The sequence below is a fragment of the Crossiella sp. S99.2 genome (genome assembly GCF_023094165.1).
Lineage (GTDB): Bacteria > Actinomycetota > Actinomycetes > Mycobacteriales > Pseudonocardiaceae > Crossiella.
Genome location: NZ_JALMDK010000003.1, coordinates 500,674 through 516,483 on the forward strand (window position 1 = coordinate 500,674; position 15,810 = coordinate 516,483).

Genomic DNA, 15,810 nt, shown 5'->3' on the forward strand with positions numbered 1-15,810 from the left:
CGACTGGCAAATGCGCAGGTCAGGCGGTGCGGCGGGCGGCAGTGACCGAGGAGCGGGTGGTCCAGCCGAGGGCGTGGTAGAGGCCCTGGCCGTCCTCGGTGGCCACCAACACGGCCCGGCGCGCGCCCCTGACCAGGGCTTGCGCGCCGAGGCCGGCCATGACCACCCGGCCCAGGCCACGGCGCCGGTGCGCGGGCGCGGTCTCGACCTGGTCGACCACGGCGGCCGTCCCGGTCAGCCCGATCCGCCCGCTGGCCGCGACCGAGCCGTCCGGGGCGCGCAGTCGCACGTCGACCACGTCCGCACCCTCGGCGACCTCGATCGGATAGGTGGTCACCGGCGCCCGCTCCGGTGTGAGGTCCAGGCTCATCAGGAACTCCGGCGCGCCCACCGACCACTGCCTGGACAGGCAGGCTGTGACCTGATCGGGTGGTCCGCAGACCTTCAGCCAGGTGTCCACAGTGGTCAGTCCGGCGGCCAGCTCCCGCAGCCCCACCGGATCGAAGCCGGGCAGGACATGGCGGACCAGGTGTCCGGGCCGGTCCACGCGCAGCCGGTACCCCTCGGGCACGGCCACCGGCGGCGCGACCTCGCGGCAGCGCGCCCAGCCGTGCACCCAGTCCCGCACCAGCTCACCGACCTGCTCGGTCACAGCAGTTCCTCCACCACGTCCGCGGCCACCGGCGCACCGCCTGCAGCCTGCGAGCGCTTACGGTACGCCGCAACACGTTTGGCCATCGCGCCGTCGCCGAGCACGGCCAGCGCGGCCGCGAGCAGGCTCTCCGCGGTGACCTCGCCGGGCGCGAGCTGACGACCCAGTCCAAGTGCCTCGATCCGGTCGGCGTTGACCCGCTGTTCGGCCATCTGCGGCACCGCGAGCAGCGGCACCCCCAGGTGCAGGCCCTCCATCGTGCTGCCCATGCCCGCGTGCGTGACGAACAGGTCGACCTGTTCCAGCACGGACAGCTGTGGCACGAACTGGTGAACCTCGACGTGGGTGGGCACGGTGCCCAGGGCGGCGCGGTCGACCTGGTCGCCGATGGCCAGCACGACGTGGATCGGCAGTCCGTCGAAGGCGTCCATGCAGGTGCGGAAGAACTCCGGCCGCCGGTTGTAGGCGGTGCCCAGGGAGATGAACACCCTGGGGCGCACCGAGTTCGGCGGTTCCCACTCGCCCTGGAAAGAGCGTTGACTCAGGCACGGGCCGACGAAGTGGTAGCGCTGGTCGAAGGTCTCCCCCGCGGGCTGGAACTCCCTGGGCAGGAACACCAGGTGCCGCGCGCTGAGCGAGTCGTCGAACAGGCCACCGAAGTCGAAGCTGGCTTTCCGTTGCGCGGCAAGGGTTCCGAGTCTGGTCAGGACCTCGGCGAAACCGGGGTGTTCCGGGTCGAATTCGACGTGTTCGTCGGTCATCGACCAGTGCTGGTTGCTGACCAGTGACGGGCAGCTCTGCACCGTCGGCACGCCCCAGTGATCCCCCAGGAACGGTCCGACCCAGCGCAGCATCTGCATGCCGTCGTAGAGCACCAGGTCGGGTTCGTCGCCGGCCAGTGCCTGTTCCAGCACCGGCAGCTGGGTCTCGGTCTCGGTGACCCCCAGTTGCATCAGCCGGATGAGTTCCTCGCCGGTGAAGTCCGGTGGGTCCGCATCGCCCCAGGACTCCTCGATGACGGACTGGTAGACCACCGGTTCCGCGCCCGCGTCGGCGACCCGGGCGGCGTAGTCCTTGGTGGTGGCGAAGCTGATCCGGTGCCCGCGCGCGCTCAGTTCGCTGACCACGCCGAGCAGGGGGTTGACGTGTCCCGCCGCACCGGGGGCGAGACAGAGGATGTGCGCCATGCGAGGTTCCTCCCCAGAAAAGTGATATCACAATGCTAGAGGGTGGCCGGGCTGGTCGGCAAGCGGCGTCAGCGGATTGCCAGCGGCAGGACCGAGACTGCCGATCATGGGGCGGAACTATGACGGACTCGATGCCAGGCTGCGACGCTTTATCGACGAGCAGCCACTGTTCTTCGTGGCCACGGCGCCGCTGGCCGAGTCGGGGCACGTCAACCTCTCACCCAAGGGCCGGGCCGGCACACTGCGGGTGCTGGACGAGCACACGGTGGCCTTCCTGGACTTCGGCGGCAGTCACGCCGAGACCATCGCGCACCTGCGGGAGAACGGCCGGATCACGCTGATGTGGTGCGCTTTCAGCGGTCCGCCGATGGTGCTGCGGGTGCACGGCGCCGGCGAGCCGGTCTTCCGCGACGACCCGCGGTTCGCCGACCTGGTCGCGGGTTTCGGCGAGGCGGACGGGCCGGGGTTGCGCGCGGTGATCCTGGTGGCGGTGCAGCGGGTCAGCGACAGCTGCGGATTCGCGGTGCCACTGCTGGATTTCCGGGCCGAGCGCACCCTGCACGCGGACTACTTCGGCCGGCGCGCCGACGCCGATTTCGCCACCTATTGCGAGCGGGTGCCGACCAACGGCACCAGCATCGACGGGTTGCCAGCACTGCCCTTGCCGCTGCCCCCGCGGTGACCCCTTAATCGCTCTGACCAGGGCTTGTCACCTGGCAGGCTCGGGTCATGCCGATCGCCCCCTTCCAGCGTCTGCTCGGCACCACGGCGTTGTCGGACTCCGCGACCGGGGTGGTGATCGTGGCGGGCACGCTGATCGCGCAGGCCAGCACCGGATCACCGCTGGCGGTGGCCGCGGTGAGCACGGCGGCCAGCCTGCCCTGGCTGCTGTTCGCGGTGCCCGGCGGCGTGCTGGTGGATTCCACCGACCGCGGCCGGTTGCTCCGATTGGCCCAACTGGGCCGCGGTCTGGTATTGCTAGTAACCGGGTTGTTGCTCAGCACCGGCATCTCGCCGGTACCGGTGCTGGTGATCTCGGTCTTCCTCGTCGTGTGTCTGCAGTTGTTGTCCGACACCGCCGCCGAGGTGACCATTCCGGAGCTGGTTCCTCCGGAGAAGCTGACCGGCGCCAATGGTGCGATGTCGGTGGCGACCCGGTTGTCGCAGCAGGCTTTGGGGCCGGTGGTGGCCGGCGTGGCGGCGAGTCTGGCGATCGGGTTGCCCGCGGTGGCGGCGGGCCTGGCCTGCCTGGCGGCGGCATGGTTGTTGCGCGGGATCGCGTTGCCCTCGGCGCCGGTGGCCCGCGGCAGACCTGGGCTGCGGTCCGGGTTCCGGCCGGTGTTGCGCCAGCCGATCCTGTTGGCGCTCTTCGGTGTCAGCGGCACAGCGATGGCGGCTTACGCGGCGTTCCTGGTCCCGTTCCTCGGGTACGCGCGTGATGTGCTGGGGCTGAGCGAGACCGGGTACGGGCTGGTGCTCGGGGCGGCCGGTGTGGGCGCCGCGGTGGGGTCGTTGCTGTCCGGGCGGTGTGAGCGGTGGTGGGGCCGGGCGCGGCTGTTGCAGCTCACCCGGGTGGGCTGGGCGGTGTACTTCGCCGCGCCGCTGGTGCTGCAGGGCTGGGTGCTGGGTGCGGTGATGACGCTGGCCAGTGTGCTGGGCGGGATGTGGCAGGCGGTGTCGATGTCGGTCCAGCAGCGCACGGTGGTCCGGGCCGAGCTGGGCCGGGTCGGCGGCGCGTTCCGGATGATCAATTACGGCAGCACGCCGATCGGCGCGGCGCTGGGCGGGTTGCTGGCCGTGCTGGTGCCCGCGCAGGCGGTCTTCGCCGGGTGCGCGGTGGTGATGCTGGTGACCATCCTGCCGCTGCGGCGGTGGGTGTCGGAGTCGCGGCTGGTGGCAGCCGAGGAAGGAGTACGCCTGAAATAACAGTTTGATAACGCGAGGCAACGAGGTGAGCTTTCGCAGGTTCCGACCCGTATTTCCCATGTCGGGTTCACGGGTGCCCAGGAATCCCGGCGAAGTTATGCACACGCATGTTTTTCATGCACCTTGACCTGTGAGGTGACCTCGCATGGCCTTGCACAGACTCCCGTCCCGACGGGCCGCTTTCCTCGCCGCGTGCATCACGATGACGCTGCTCGCCGGAGTGGTCGCCGTGATCACCTCCTCGGTGCAGCCGGGCTCGGCGCTGGCTGACGGACAGGGGCCGGAAGACCAGTATGTCGACATCCAGAAGGTCAGACCGAACGTACGCACACCCCGAGGGGAGAACGACGCGACAAAAGGCACGTTCACGGTCAACTGCGGCCGCAACGAGAACGGCCACTTCAATCCGGACAACTTCATCGCCCAGCCTGGCGTGCGCAACGGCGCCCAGCACCTGCACGACTATGTTGGAAACCTTTCCACGAATGCGGACTCCACGAATGAAAGCCTGAAACGAGCAGGCACGACCTGCAAGAACGGCGACAAGTCGACCTACTTCTGGCCGGTGGTGCGCATCGACCGTGACGACGACGCGCAGAACCAGAAGGGCCAGCGCGGCGGCACCAACGCCAAGCAGGTCAAGGCCGATGTGGTGACCTGCCCGGACGTGGCCAGCAAGCTGGAGGACGTGCCGGATGAGTCCCAGCCCGCGGTGGAAACGCGGCTGGACCAGCTCGACGGACAGGTCGAGGAGGCCAACGAGAAACTCCGCGGTGTGGACCTGGCCAACCAGGGTCAGGTGCAGCAGGAGGTGCTCGCGCCGCTGGCACAGCAGCGCGAGGTGGCCATCGACGGGATCAAGCAGGAGGCCGCCCGCAACGGTCAGCAGCCGGAGCTGGACGGGCTGGCCCAGTGCGAGGTCAAGCCGGACAACGCCGAGGTCTTCGAGTCCCCCAAGGCCAGCCTGCTCGATGCCGACGGCAACAACGAGCTGCCCGGCAACGGCGGGGAGATCCAGCGGCCGGAGGTGGTCGACCTGACCTTCCGCGGCAGCCCCACCGGCAAGGTCTCGGCGATGCCGCGTTTCCTGCGCATCCTCTACGGCGACGCGAAGGTCTCCACCAACGGCACCAAGAACGCCCGCGCCTCCTGGACCTGCACCGGCTTTGAGGATCGGCTGCTCAACAAGTATCCGATCTGCCCACAGGGCAGCAAGATCAAGCGGGTGCACGACTTCCCGAGTTGCTGGGACGGTCAGAACATCGACAGCACCAACCACCGCGACCACATCAAGTTCGCCGATGCCGGCTCCGGGCGTTGCCCGCGGGGCACTCGCGCGGTGCCGCAGCTGCGGATCTCCCTGACCTACAACATCCCGCAGGACATCCAGCAACAGCGCCGGTTCGCGGTGGACTCCTTCCCGGAGGAGAAGCACAACCCCTTCTCCGACCACGACGACTTCGCCAACGTGATGTCGCAGTCGATCATGAACCGGGTGGTCAACTGCATCAACAAGAACAAGCGGTGCCGGGAGTGAGACCGGGCCGGGCCTGATCAGTCGCGCCGGTGTCGGGACCGGCGCGGCGGGGTCGGGTGGTCCGGTGCCGGGTGGTCGGCGGGCGGCGATTCCCACTGTTGCGAGGGCGGCGGTGGGGGTCGCCGCTGCTCGTGTGTGGGGTGGGGCGGCTCGCTGGGGGGTGGGGCGGGGTGGGGTGAGGTCGAGTGGGGTGGCCTGGGCTGGGCTGGGGCTGACCACGGCTGGTCGGAGGTTGTCCACTCGGGGACTGGCCACTGGCCGGTGCCTGGACTGGCGCCCTGGGCGAGACCTGGAGCCGGAGTGGGACCAGGACCAGGGCCGGTGGCGGGGATCGGGGCAGAAGCAGGGCCATGGGTGGGTGTGGGGCCAGGAGCGGAGGCGGGGACGCGATTGGGGTTAGGCGCAGGCGCGATGGTGGGGCTGTTGGGAAGGTTGTGCGGGTGTGTGGGGGCGGGCCAGCGGCCGGAGGCTGGGTTGAGGGCCGGGTTCGAGTGCTCGCTGGGGTGAGCCGGGGCGGGCGACGTGTGACCAGGGTGTGGGGCGTTGCCGGGGGCTGTGGTGGCGGGCGGGGTGATGCCGGGCGGGGCATTGCCGGGTGGCGTGGTGCTGGGGGTGGCGGGACGGATCCTCGGATCTGCGGCAGCCGGTGCGGGCAGCCTTGGCTGGGTGCCTGTGGCCGGGGAAGACGGTCGCGGATGGCGGCCCGTCGTGGTCGCCGGGGGTTGGTGAGTCGCGCCAGTGCTCGGCGGTCCGGGGAGACGCGGGTGTGTGCCGGTGGCCGATGGTTGCGGCAGGCGAGGCTGGGAGCCGGTGTCCGGAGGCGGTGATCGGCGTGGCTGGGTTCCGGTGTCTGGCGGTGGTGCCAGGCGGGGCTGGGGGCCGGTGGTGGGTGCTGGGTGGAGGGGTTCGGGGGCTGGGATGGGCTCGAGGGGGTCGGGGTCGGGTGGGGTGTCGACGGGTTCGCGGACGGCGACCAGGGCGGCGAGCAGGGTGGTGACGGGGACCGCGGCTACCAGGCCGATGCTGCCGATGAGGGTTCGGACGATTTCCTGGGCGAGGGTTTGGGTGGTGGCGATTTCGGTGAAGGTGCGGCCGGAGACGGAGAAGGTGATGAGCATGGGCAGGGCGGCGCCTGCGTAGGCCATGAACAGAGTGTTGACCGCGGAGCCCGCGTGGTCGCGGCCGATGCGCAGGCCGGCGGCGTAGAGCTTGCGCCAGTTGAGGCTGGGGTTGGCGCGGCGGAGTTCCCAGACGGCGCTGGCCTGGGTGACGGTGACGTCGTCGAGTACGCCCAGGGCGCCGATGATGATGCCGGCCAGGAGCAGGCCGCGGGTGTCCACGGGGCGGCCGAGCAGGGTGATCAGGTTGGTGGATTCCTCGTCCAGGCCGGTCAGGTGGGTCAGGGCGACGAAGGAGGCGCCGAGCAGGCCGATGAGGACCAGGCTGACCAGGGTGCCGAGGACAGCGGTGGAGGTCCGGGCGCTGAAGCCGTGGGTCAGGTACAGGGCGGCGAACATGATGATGCCGGCGCCGACCACGGCCACGGCCAGTGGGCTTTTGCCGGCGAGGATGGCCGGGAGCATGAAGTACATCAGGACCAGGAAGCTCAGCGCGAGGGCGCCCAGGGCGGCCAGGCCGCGCCAGCGGGCCAGGATGAGCACAGCGAGGGCGAAGATCGCGGCGAGTACGCCCAGGGGCAGGCCGCGCTGGAAGTCGACGAGTTCGTAGGCGGCGCCGTCGCGGGGGTTGCCCTCACCGGAGAAGGCCAGGACCACGGCGTCGCCGATGGTGAACTTCGGGGCGCTGGGACCCAGTGGCACTGGGACGCGCACGGTGGCGCCTGCGCCGGGGCCGTCGGTGAGGGTGACGGTGACGACCTGGCAGTTGTCGCCCTGGCCGCCGGTGGCGCAGGGTTGCTGGGCGACGGCTTTGACGTCGGCGTGCACGGGGGTGCGGTGCAGGCCCAGGTCGCCGCCGGTGGCCTGCTGGCTGCCGAAGGGGTAGAGCAGGATGCCGCCGAGCACCGCGGCCAGCGCCAGCGGGGCGAGCAGGATGGTGAGCAGGGTGCGGACGCGGCGGGAGACCGGTTCGGCGGGGCCGTGACCATGCCCGTGGCCGTGGCCGGTGGCTTGTCTCGGGCGGTCGCTGGCTGGCACCTAATCATCTTGACGGTCGGGGTCGCGGACGGTGGAGTTGGGCCCGTCACCGCCGACGAACGCCTGGAGCCGAACCGTGTCTGACCTGGCCATCGCCTACAACGGACTCTCGCTGGACCGTGCGGGCAAGCATCGCGCCGATCCGGATTGGCTGGCGGGGGTGCGGGAGCGGGCGGGGTCGACGGTGCTGGCGCTGTGGCGGGATCGGTGCCTGGTGCGGGATGGGGTGCCGGTGGCACTGCCCGCGGCGGTCGGGCACTGGGGTGGGGCCAGAAAGCGGGACGGGGCCGGACAGCCGGGCACCGTGGGCGCAGTGGGCACCGTGGGCGTGGTGGGCGTGGTGGGCGTGGTGGGCGTGGTGGGCGACGGTGCCGTCGGGCGCGCGGGCGCAGCGGGCAACGGTGTGGTGGGCGGGGGTAGTGGCCCAGACGCCGCAGCCCACAACGGCGTGGCCCGGGACGGCGTGGGCCGGGATGATGCGGGCCGGGATGATGCCCAGTCCGATTCCGCTGGCCACAGTGGACGGAACGGCGTGCGGGCTGCATCCCTGGGTGAGCGGGAGCTGGTTTTCCTTGCGCTGGATGGGGATTGCGGGCGGTTCGCGGTTGATCTGTCCGATGTGGACGAGGCGGAGGCGCTGCGACTGAGTGGCGCGGAGTCCGCTGTGGACGTTCGGGCGCTCTTCCCCGTGTTGTCCGCGACCGAGTCCGCGCTGCTCGCCTACGCCAAGGGCATCCTGCACTGGCATCGGACCCAGCGGTTCTGCGGCGCCTGTGGGCACGGGACCGAGGTTCGCGAGGGCGGGCATCTGCGGGTGTGCGGGGCGGATGGGTGCGGACGGTTGTTGTTCCCTCGGATCGAACCTGCGGTGATTGTGCTGGTCACAGCCCCGGACGCGCCCCGGCGCTGCCTGTTGGGGCGGCACCGGGGCGCGGCGGAGGGGGCGTTCTCGACCCTGGCCGGGTTTGTGGAGATCGGCGAGAGTCTGGAGGACGCGGTCCGCCGGGAGGTCGCCGAGGAGGCTGGGGTGGCGGTGGGGCCGGTGCGGTATCTGGCGTCGCAGGCCTGGCCGTTCCCGGCGGGGTTGATGGTCGGGTTTCAGGCCACCGCGGTGGATGCGGCGATCGCGGTGGATGAGCAGGAGTTGATCGAGGCCCGGTGGTTCACCGCGGCGGAGATCCGGGCGCGGGTGGCGGCGGATCCGGCGGCGTTCCGGGTGGACTCGATCGGTCACCACCTGGTCGCGGACTGGCTGGCGGCGGACTGACCCGTGAACTACCCGGCGTTGGCGGCGTTGGCCTTGACCGCGTCGCGGATGAACTCGGCCATGCCGGGACGCTGCCGTTCCGGGCGGACCAGGAAGGCGAACTGCTCCGGGTCGGTGACGTAGCTTTCGGCGATGCTGACCTGGACCGGGTAGGAGCAGTCGAAGAACTTCTTCAGCATGTCGCGGTGCCGTTCGGCCAGGGCCAGCGCGGCACCACTGTCGGGGGCGGCTCCGCTGTCCAGAAGGGCTTCCAGGTCGGTGAGCCAGTCGGCGACACGCTGCTGGTCGGCGACCCATTCCTCCTTGGTCATGGCCGCGGCCTTGGGCATGCCTTCCCGCCATTCCTGGGTGTGGCCCCAGCGGGTTTCGGCGCGTTCGGCGTAGCCGGGGCCGGGGCGCCAGGCGCCGAAGACCTCGAACTGCTCTTCCGGGGTCAGGTTTGTTCCCATGGCTCGTGCCTCCATCGTGTGTTCGACGGCCTTGACCATCTGCTGGAGGCGTTCGATCCGGTCGCTCAGCAACGCGTGCTGACGGCGCAGGTGTTCGCGCGCGTCGACCGTCGGGTCGTCCAGCAGGGTCGAGATCTCGTCCAGGGGGAAGCCGAGTTCGCGGTAGAACAGGATCTGCTGGAGACGGTCCAGGTCGTCCTGTTCGTAGCGGCGGTAGCCGGCCAGGGTGCGGCCGCTCGGGCTGAGCAGGCCGATCTCGTCGTAGTGGTGCAGTGTGCGCACCGTGACGCCGGCGAACCGGGAGACCTGGCCGACCGAGTGACTCACCTTCCCCGCTCCTTTCGTTGACGGCTCCGAGCCTGTGGCCTCACGTCGCGTGAGGGTCAAGTGTGCGGACTTCCGGGCCGGATTTCTCGCTCCGTGGTGTAACGCTCACGCTGCGCCGAACGACGAACCTGGCGGTCGGGCGTTACTCCGACCAGAAGCCGGTGCCCCGGCGAGGGAAGCTACCCCCCGACTTCCCTCGCCGGGGCCGGGCTGGCTCAGTGTTCGCTGGCCGCCACCAGCCGCGCCGCGTGCAATCTGACTTCTTCCTTCAGCTCCGCCGGGTGGTGGATGCGGAAATTCCAGCCGAGTCCGGCCAGCATCATCGCCATTCCGTCCAGGCGTTCGGCCCTGGTGCGCAGCAGCACGCCGTCCTCGGTGTCGGTCAGGGTGGCGGTGCTGGCCGGGATGCGCTTGCGGGCTTCGTCCAGGGTGGTGTGCAGGGTGACCTGGACCTCCCAGGCATAGGGCACGCCGGCCAGGGACTGGGTGACGTGCTGGACCGGGTTGAAGTCGGCGGGCGGGGTGAAGGTGTGTTCGGTGATGGTGGCCTCGCCGATGCGGTCCAGCCGGAAGGTGCGCAGGTCGGCGCGGTGGTGGTCGTAGCCGGTGACGTACCAGCGGCCGTGGTGGAAGACCAGGCCGTAGGGGTCGAGTTCGCGTTCGCTGTCCTGCCCTTGGTAGGAGCGGTAGGTCAGGCGGATCCGGCGGCGCCGGCTGGTGGCCTCGCCCAGCACGAGCAGGGTGCCGGTGCCGGGGGCGCGGGCCTCGCGCGGGGCCAGGGTGAAGTCCAGGGCCTCGCGTACCGCGGCGGTGCGTTCGCGTAGCTGGGCGGGCAGCACGCGTTGGACCTTGGCCAGGGCGCTGTCCACCGCGGGTGCGGTGGTGGCCAGGCCCAGCCGGGCGCCGGCGAGCAGGCCGAGCACGACGGCGACGGCTTCCTCGTCAGTGAACATCAGCGGCGGGAGTTTGTAGCCGGGCAGCAGGTGGTAGCCGCCGTAGCGGCCGCGGTCGGCCTGCACCGGGATGCCGAGTTCGGCCAGGCGGGTGGCGTAGCGGCGGATGGTGCGTTCGTCGACGTCCAGGCGCTGGGCGAGGTCGGCGCCGGTGAGCCGGTGGTGGGCCTGGAGCAGTTCCAGCAGCGCCAGGATCCGGGTGGTCGGGTGTGACACGGGCCACTCTCACAGTTAATCCGGGCGGATTCTGTCCGGATGTGATTCTAGCGTTCTCACCAGCGGAAACAACCGGAATCACGAAGCTGGGAGATCACAATGGCGAACATCGTGCTGGTGGGCGGGGCCTGGATCGGCGCCTGGGCGTGGCGGGCGGTCACCCCGGAACTGCGGGCGGCCGGGCACCAGGTCTACCCGGTGACGCTGACCGGTTTCGGCGACCGCGCCCACCTGGGCACCCCGGAGACGAACCTGTCCGATCACGTCCAGGACGTGATCGCGGCGATCGAGGCCGAGGAGCTGACCGATGTGGTGCTGGTCGGGCACAGCTACGCCGGATCGGTGGCCACCGTGGTCGCCGACCGCATCCCGGAGCGGCTGGCCAAGGTGATCTATGTGGCCGGGGTGACCCCGGAGCACGGCAAGCGGCTGTTCGACCTGATCCCGGGGGTGGAGGAGATCATGCAGGCCATGGCCGACGCCGAAGGCGAGGGCTGGCGGATCCCGTTCATCAGCGATGAGACCCTGGACCTCTACTACGGCGAGCACGGGCTGACCGGCCAGCACCTGGGCTGGCTGCGCAAGCATGCCCACGGGGTGCCGATCGCCACCCACCGCGAGGTGATCACCCTGGCCACCCCGGACAGCTCACCGGTACCGCGGGTCTTCGTGCACTGCACGGGTGATGGGCCTGCGCACGAGCTGCCGCACTACGGGCGGGACTGGGTGCGCGCGGAGATCGCGACCGGGCACTGGCCGATGGCCACCAAGCCGGTCGAGCTGGCGGCGTTGCTCGACCGGCTGGTGGTCGCCTGAGCTGTCCCGGCAGACAGCTCGGAGGGCTCCCGCAGGGTGACGGGATGAAGCAGGGTGGTTGCCGAACCGGTGGCGGCCGGGTTGCAGGCCCGGAAAACCCGCCGCCACCGGGGCGGCTTCCCCGCGTAGTGGCTTGTGGCGCCTACGCGGGAGTTCGGTGCCAGAACAGCTCGCCGACGGTGAAGTCGGGGACCGCGGCCACGCTGGTGACCGCCAGGGTCTGCATCTGGGCCTGGTCAGGGCCACTGGCCCACACCACCCGATAGCGGCGCAGCTCCCGGTCGTAGCGCACCGAGACCGACACCCCCGAGCGCGTGGACAGCAGCGTCGCGAGACGTCGGGCACTGCGGGCTCGGTGGCTCATGGTGCTCATTCCGCTGGGAACCGCGCGAAGCACCCGCTGGACAAGTTCCATAACAGAAGCCCTCCTGAACACTCCGCGCGGTCGCTTGTGTGCTATCTGTGGTTAGAGCAGACCAGTGGTGGGCCGGCTAACGGAAGATGTGCGTGGACTCACGCGCCTCTCACGCCGACTCACGCCTCAGCGGTGGAGGCGGCGGCATGGTGTCTGACGAGGAGCCCCCGGGCGAGGATGTCGCGCATCTGGATGCGTTCATCGCCGAGCTACGGCGGTGGCGTGACGTGCGCGGACTCTCTCGCACGGCGCTGGCCAACGCCATGGGCTACAGCCGATCCTATGTCTCGAAGGTGGAGAGCGCGCACGAGCGTCCCTCCCGGGAGTTCGCCAAGGCCGCCGATGAGGCGTTGCGGGCGGCGGGGGCGTTGCGGCGGGCCTGGCGGGACTACGACACCAACCGGCCGGTGGCGATCCGGCTGATCCAGCCCAGCCCCGAGGTCGGGGTGGAGGCGGCCACCGGCTCCAGCCTGCTGGTCGAGCACGATGACGCCGAACTGCACTTCGACGGGCACTCCTACCGGGCGACCATGCGCCGCAAGCTGGTCAACTCCGGCACCGAGCCGATCACCCGCTACCTGATCCGGATCGCGGTGGACCGCTACCCGGACAACCCGGAGCAGTCCAACCGGCTGTACCGGGACAACCCGCTGACCTGGAACGAGCTGGCGCTGACCGCCTGGTGGGGCGAGGGCAGGGCCGAGCCGATGCACTGGGTGGCCCAGCACGACCGGGACGCTTTCAAAGAACTCTGGCTGCTCTTCGCCAACGACAGCGGCCACTTCCCGCTGTATCCGGGGCAGAGCACCTGGATCGAGTACACCTACTCGGTGCGCGCGGAGAAGTGGGGCCCGTGGTTCCGCCGCGCGGTCCGGCTGCCCACCAAACGCCTGTCCATGCGGCTGGACTTCCCGGCCGAGCTGGAACCCACCGTGTGGGGGCTGCACACCTCGATGACCGCCGAGGCGATGCCGTTTCGCACCGCGATCGACGAGCGCCACGAGCAGGGCCGACGGGTGTACTCCTGGGCCACCGAGGACCCTCCTTTACATGCCCGCTACCGCCTCGAATGGCATTTCCGGGCCGCCGCCCGCATCGCCGCGGAAGCCCGACAGCAGCGTCCCAGTGAAGTCATGCAGGCATTGGGTGTGCTGCAACGCGACGACCCGTTGTTACACCGCCCGGCCCGCCCGTTCGTCCTGCCCGATGAGGCCGAGGATGCGCGCCGGGTGCTGCACGAGTTGCGCACCGCGGCCAAGCGGATCTGTCGCGCGCACACCTTCGGCAAGGGCATGGGACTGGCCGCCAACCAGCTCGGCATCGACCGCGCCGCCGCACTGGTGCTGCCGCCGGGCAGCGAGGACCTGATCATGCTGCTCAACCCGCGCATCATCGAGATCGGGGACCAGACCGACGAGCAATACGAGGGCTGCCTGAGCTTTTTCGACGTCCGCGGCCTGGTGACCCGCCCACTGGCGCTGCACGTGGAACACCAGGAACTCTCCGGCGCGCGGCGGATCACGATCTTCAGCCACGGGGTGGCGCGGCTGATCGCGCACGAAGTGGATCATCTGCACGGGGTGCTCTACCCGGAGCGGATGCGCACCGAGGCGGAGTCCATCCCGGTGGCGGAGTACCAGGGAACTGGGATGAACTGGGAGTACTAGTTCCTCTACGGTGCCCGCCATGAGCGAACCCGGGTGGTGGCCGCAGGCGGTGGCCTGGATCGAGGCGAACCTGGACGGCCGGGTGCGCACCGGCGAGATCGAACGGGTGCGGGAACGGCCGTGGTCCACGGTGGCCACCGTGCCCACCACGACGGGTCCGGTGTGGTTCAAGGCCAACGGCCCGGGTCTGCGCTACGAGGCGGGATTGCTGCGCGCGCTCGGCTCGCTGGCGCCAGATCGGGTGATCACGCCCCTGGCCGTGGACGTCGAGCGAGGCTGGGCGCTGCTGCCCGACGGCGGCACGACGCTACGGGAATCGGCGCAGGACGGGCTCGCGGCCTGGGCGCGGTTGCTGGGCGAGTACGCCGGGCTGCAACGTGAACTGGCGCCGCACACGGCGGACTTCCTGGGGCTGGGCGTGCCCGACCTCTCCCCCGCCGCCCTGCCCGCCCACCTGGACCGGCTGCTCGGCGAACACGAGCTGCCCGAGGTCGCCGCGGCGCGGCCGCGGTTCCTGGACTGGTGCGCCGAGCTGGCCGGATCGCCGGTGCCGCTGGGGTTGCAGCACGATGACCTGCACGATGCCAACGTCCTGGTCGACGTGCGGGGCCGGTACCGGTTCTTCGACTGGGGCGATGCGAGCATCGCGCACCCGTTCACCACGTTGCTGGTCTCCTTGCGGGTGGCCGCCCGCAAGTTCGAGCTGGACCAGACGGCGCCGGAGATGCTGCGGTTGCGGGATGCCTATCTGGAGCCGTGGTCGGATCTGGGCTCCCCGGCCGAACTGGGCCGCACCCTCGCGCTGACCACCCGGCTCGGCGCGATCAGCCGGGCGCTGGCCTGGGAACGCGCCCTGCTCGGGGCTGATGAGTCCGCGCTGGCGGAGTGGGCGGACGCGGTGCCGGGGTGGCTGGGTGAGCTGGTCAAGGGACCGGATCTGGCGGCGCGGCGATGATGCCGCTGTTCGAGGAGACGCCGACGCCGGAGCTGGCGGCCGCCGGACTGCGGCTGGGCATCGCGCCGCCGGAGCGCATGCCGCGGTGGGCGGCGCACTGGCTCACCGAGGATCTCGACGGCACCGACCTGCGCATGCTCGCCGGGATGAGTGGGCAGGATCTGGAGGAGGTCCGCTCGGTGCTGCCCTGGGCCCTGGTAGAGGCCGGGGCGCCGGAACCGGACCTGGGGGCGGCGGCGCGGGTGGTGTTCACCGCGGTGGCCCGGCGGTGTGCGGACGGGCTGGTCACCGAGGAGCAGGTGCTGGCCGCGGTGGACTGGATCTGCCGGGTGGCCGGGTACGACGATGCGGTGGTGGCGGCGCCGTTGGCGCAGGTCTTCCCGCTGCACGGCGAGTGGAGCAGTGTGGGCGGGCGGGACCGGGCGGTGTTGCGGGCCGAGGTCCGGGCGGCGGTCACCGCCCAGCTCGACCCGCCCACCTGAGTCAGGCGGCGTCGGACTGCGGGGCCGGTAAGGCCGCGCGCAGGGTGAGCTGGAAACGGCCGCCGGCGCGGGTGACGTCCAGGCCGGTGACCGCGGCCAGGATCAGGGTCAGGCCGCCGCCGTGCGGGCGCAACAACGCCGGCGGGTAGTCCGGGCCTGCGGTGGCGGCGGGCACGAACCCTTCGCCCTGGTCGCTGATCTGGATCAGCAGTTCGTCCTCGGCCAGGGCCAGGGTGATGCCGACCGCGGCACGCGGGTCGGCGGCGTTGCCGTGCTGGATGGCATTGGCCACCGCCTCCCGCACCGCCTGGCCCAGCTGCTCGGCCTCGGCGGGCGGGAACAGGCGGCGCAGCACCGGATCCACCTCGGCGCGCACGGCGGGCAGCCGGTGCGCGTCGCTGCCGATCTCCAGACTGAGCACGATCATCGGGAACCTCCCACGGCGGCGGGAAGCGGACAACGCCTTGCCTCAGCCGCTGCTGCGCAGCCAGATCAGCTCGGCCAGCTCGAGTTCGGCGACCTCCTCGGTGTATTCGGCGGCCAGCTCGCGCATGGCGTCGCGATCAGGACCGCCGCTCCACTGCACCTGGTACCGAGCGGCTGACCGGTCGTAGCGCACCAGCACGTAGGCGCCGGTGCGGGCGGTCAGCAGACTGGCCAGACGCCGGGCGTGGCGTGCTCTCAGACTCATCGGCGCTCACCCCTTCCCTGCCACCACGCAACCATTCCGACCGCCCGCTCCGGGAGGTCGAGCCCGCCTTCACGCGCGTCTCACGCCGGTTCACTGCGCCGGGCGAGGCTCTCC

General features: G+C 70.8%; 16 protein-coding genes. 8 read left to right on the forward strand and 8 right to left on the reverse strand.

All coding sequences use genetic code 11. The features are described from left to right. Positions 1-19 precede the first annotated feature (19 nt). Together MZC64_RS13650 and MZC64_RS13655 are read right to left on the reverse strand one after the other, a co-directional pair. Positions 20-652 carry a GNAT family N-acetyltransferase gene (locus MZC64_RS13650; protein ID WP_247756806.1) on the reverse strand — a complete coding sequence of 211 codons (633 nt, stop codon included), beginning with the start codon at positions 650-652 and terminating at the stop codon, positions 20-22. Then, complete coding sequence (locus MZC64_RS13655; RefSeq protein ID WP_247756805.1) at positions 649-1,839, reverse strand: macrolide family glycosyltransferase; 1,191 nt, start codon at positions 1,837-1,839, stop codon at positions 649-651. Before MZC64_RS13655 ends, MZC64_RS13650 begins: the two co-directional genes overlap by 4 nt. Before the next feature lie 106 nt (positions 1,840-1,945). Between MZC64_RS13655 and MZC64_RS13660 the strand changes: the two genes are divergently transcribed. From MZC64_RS13660 to MZC64_RS13670, 3 genes are all read left to right on the forward strand, one after another. Continuing rightward, on the forward strand, positions 1,946-2,521 hold the full coding sequence (locus MZC64_RS13660; RefSeq protein WP_247756804.1) for a pyridoxamine 5'-phosphate oxidase family protein: 576 nt from the start codon (positions 1,946-1,948) through the stop codon (positions 2,519-2,521). Positions 2,522-2,568: 47 nt separating this feature from the next. Next, entirely contained in the window at positions 2,569-3,765 is a 1,197-nt protein-coding gene (locus MZC64_RS13665) for an MFS transporter (RefSeq protein ID WP_247756803.1), read from the forward strand. A gap of 145 nt (positions 3,766-3,910) precedes the next feature. Further along, positions 3,911-5,302, forward strand: coding sequence for a DUF1996 domain-containing protein (locus tag MZC64_RS13670; protein ID WP_247756802.1), 1,392 nt, complete (start codon positions 3,911-3,913; stop codon positions 5,300-5,302). A gap of 17 nt (positions 5,303-5,319) precedes the next feature. Here MZC64_RS13670 and MZC64_RS48645 read toward each other — a convergent pair whose 3' ends face one another. Next, the gene (locus MZC64_RS48645) at positions 5,320-7,458 is read right to left on the reverse strand and encodes a YibE/F family protein (protein ID WP_308300999.1); all 2,139 of its coding nucleotides are present in this window, start codon (positions 7,456-7,458) and stop codon (positions 5,320-5,322) included. Between the two features lie 76 nt (positions 7,459-7,534). Between MZC64_RS48645 and nudC the strand changes: the two genes are divergently transcribed. Further along, positions 7,535-8,725 carry an NAD(+) diphosphatase gene (gene nudC, locus MZC64_RS13680; protein WP_247756801.1) on the forward strand — a complete coding sequence of 397 codons (1,191 nt, stop codon included), beginning with the start codon at positions 7,535-7,537 and terminating at the stop codon, positions 8,723-8,725. An 8-nt stretch (positions 8,726-8,733) separates the two neighbouring features. On the opposite strand, the gene MZC64_RS13685 is transcribed toward nudC, so the two are convergent. Beyond that, positions 8,734-9,501 carry a MerR family transcriptional regulator gene (locus MZC64_RS13685; protein WP_247756800.1) on the reverse strand — a complete coding sequence of 256 codons (768 nt, stop codon included), beginning with the start codon at positions 9,499-9,501 and terminating at the stop codon, positions 8,734-8,736. Positions 9,502-9,716: 215 nt separating this feature from the next. Beyond that, positions 9,717-10,670 carry a YafY family protein gene (locus MZC64_RS13690; protein WP_247756799.1) on the reverse strand — a complete coding sequence of 318 codons (954 nt, stop codon included), beginning with the start codon at positions 10,668-10,670 and terminating at the stop codon, positions 9,717-9,719. A gap of 99 nt (positions 10,671-10,769) precedes the next feature. On the opposite strand from MZC64_RS13690, the gene MZC64_RS13695 reads away from it, so the two are divergent. Beyond that, complete coding sequence (locus MZC64_RS13695; RefSeq protein ID WP_247756798.1) at positions 10,770-11,486, forward strand: alpha/beta fold hydrolase; 717 nt, start codon at positions 10,770-10,772, stop codon at positions 11,484-11,486. A gap of 142 nt (positions 11,487-11,628) precedes the next feature. Here MZC64_RS13695 and MZC64_RS13700 read toward each other — a convergent pair whose 3' ends face one another. Beyond that, complete coding sequence (locus MZC64_RS13700; protein WP_247756797.1) at positions 11,629-11,850, reverse strand: hypothetical protein; 222 nt, start codon at positions 11,848-11,850, stop codon at positions 11,629-11,631. Positions 11,851-12,047: 197 nt separating this feature from the next. Between MZC64_RS13700 and MZC64_RS13705 the strand changes: the two genes are divergently transcribed. Genes MZC64_RS13705 through MZC64_RS13715 form a run of 3 tightly spaced genes read left to right on the forward strand, consistent with a single transcriptional unit; the run spans position 12,048 to position 15,005 of the window. Further along, a complete protein-coding gene (locus MZC64_RS13705) occupies positions 12,048-13,568 on the forward strand; it encodes a peptide deformylase (protein ID WP_247756796.1) in 1,521 nt (506 codons plus the stop codon). A gap of 19 nt (positions 13,569-13,587) precedes the next feature. Continuing rightward, positions 13,588-14,523: an aminoglycoside phosphotransferase family protein gene (locus MZC64_RS13710; RefSeq protein WP_247756795.1), complete on the forward strand. Its 936-nt coding sequence runs from the start codon at positions 13,588-13,590 to the stop codon at positions 14,521-14,523. Beyond that, positions 14,520-15,005: a hypothetical protein gene (locus MZC64_RS13715; RefSeq protein ID WP_247756794.1), complete on the forward strand. Its 486-nt coding sequence runs from the start codon at positions 14,520-14,522 to the stop codon at positions 15,003-15,005. Before MZC64_RS13710 ends, MZC64_RS13715 begins: the two co-directional genes overlap by 4 nt. 1 nt (position 15,006) lies before the next feature. Here the strand turns inward: MZC64_RS13715 and MZC64_RS13720 are convergent, their stop codons facing one another. Further along, positions 15,007-15,432 (reverse strand): ATP-binding protein, encoded by a 426-nt coding sequence (locus tag MZC64_RS13720; protein ID WP_247756793.1) that lies wholly within the window; start codon positions 15,430-15,432, stop codon positions 15,007-15,009. Positions 15,433-15,474: 42 nt separating this feature from the next. Beyond that, positions 15,475-15,696, reverse strand: a complete 222-nt coding sequence (locus tag MZC64_RS13725) for a hypothetical protein (RefSeq protein ID WP_247756792.1) — start codon at positions 15,694-15,696, stop codon at positions 15,475-15,477. Positions 15,697-15,810 lie beyond the last annotated feature (114 nt).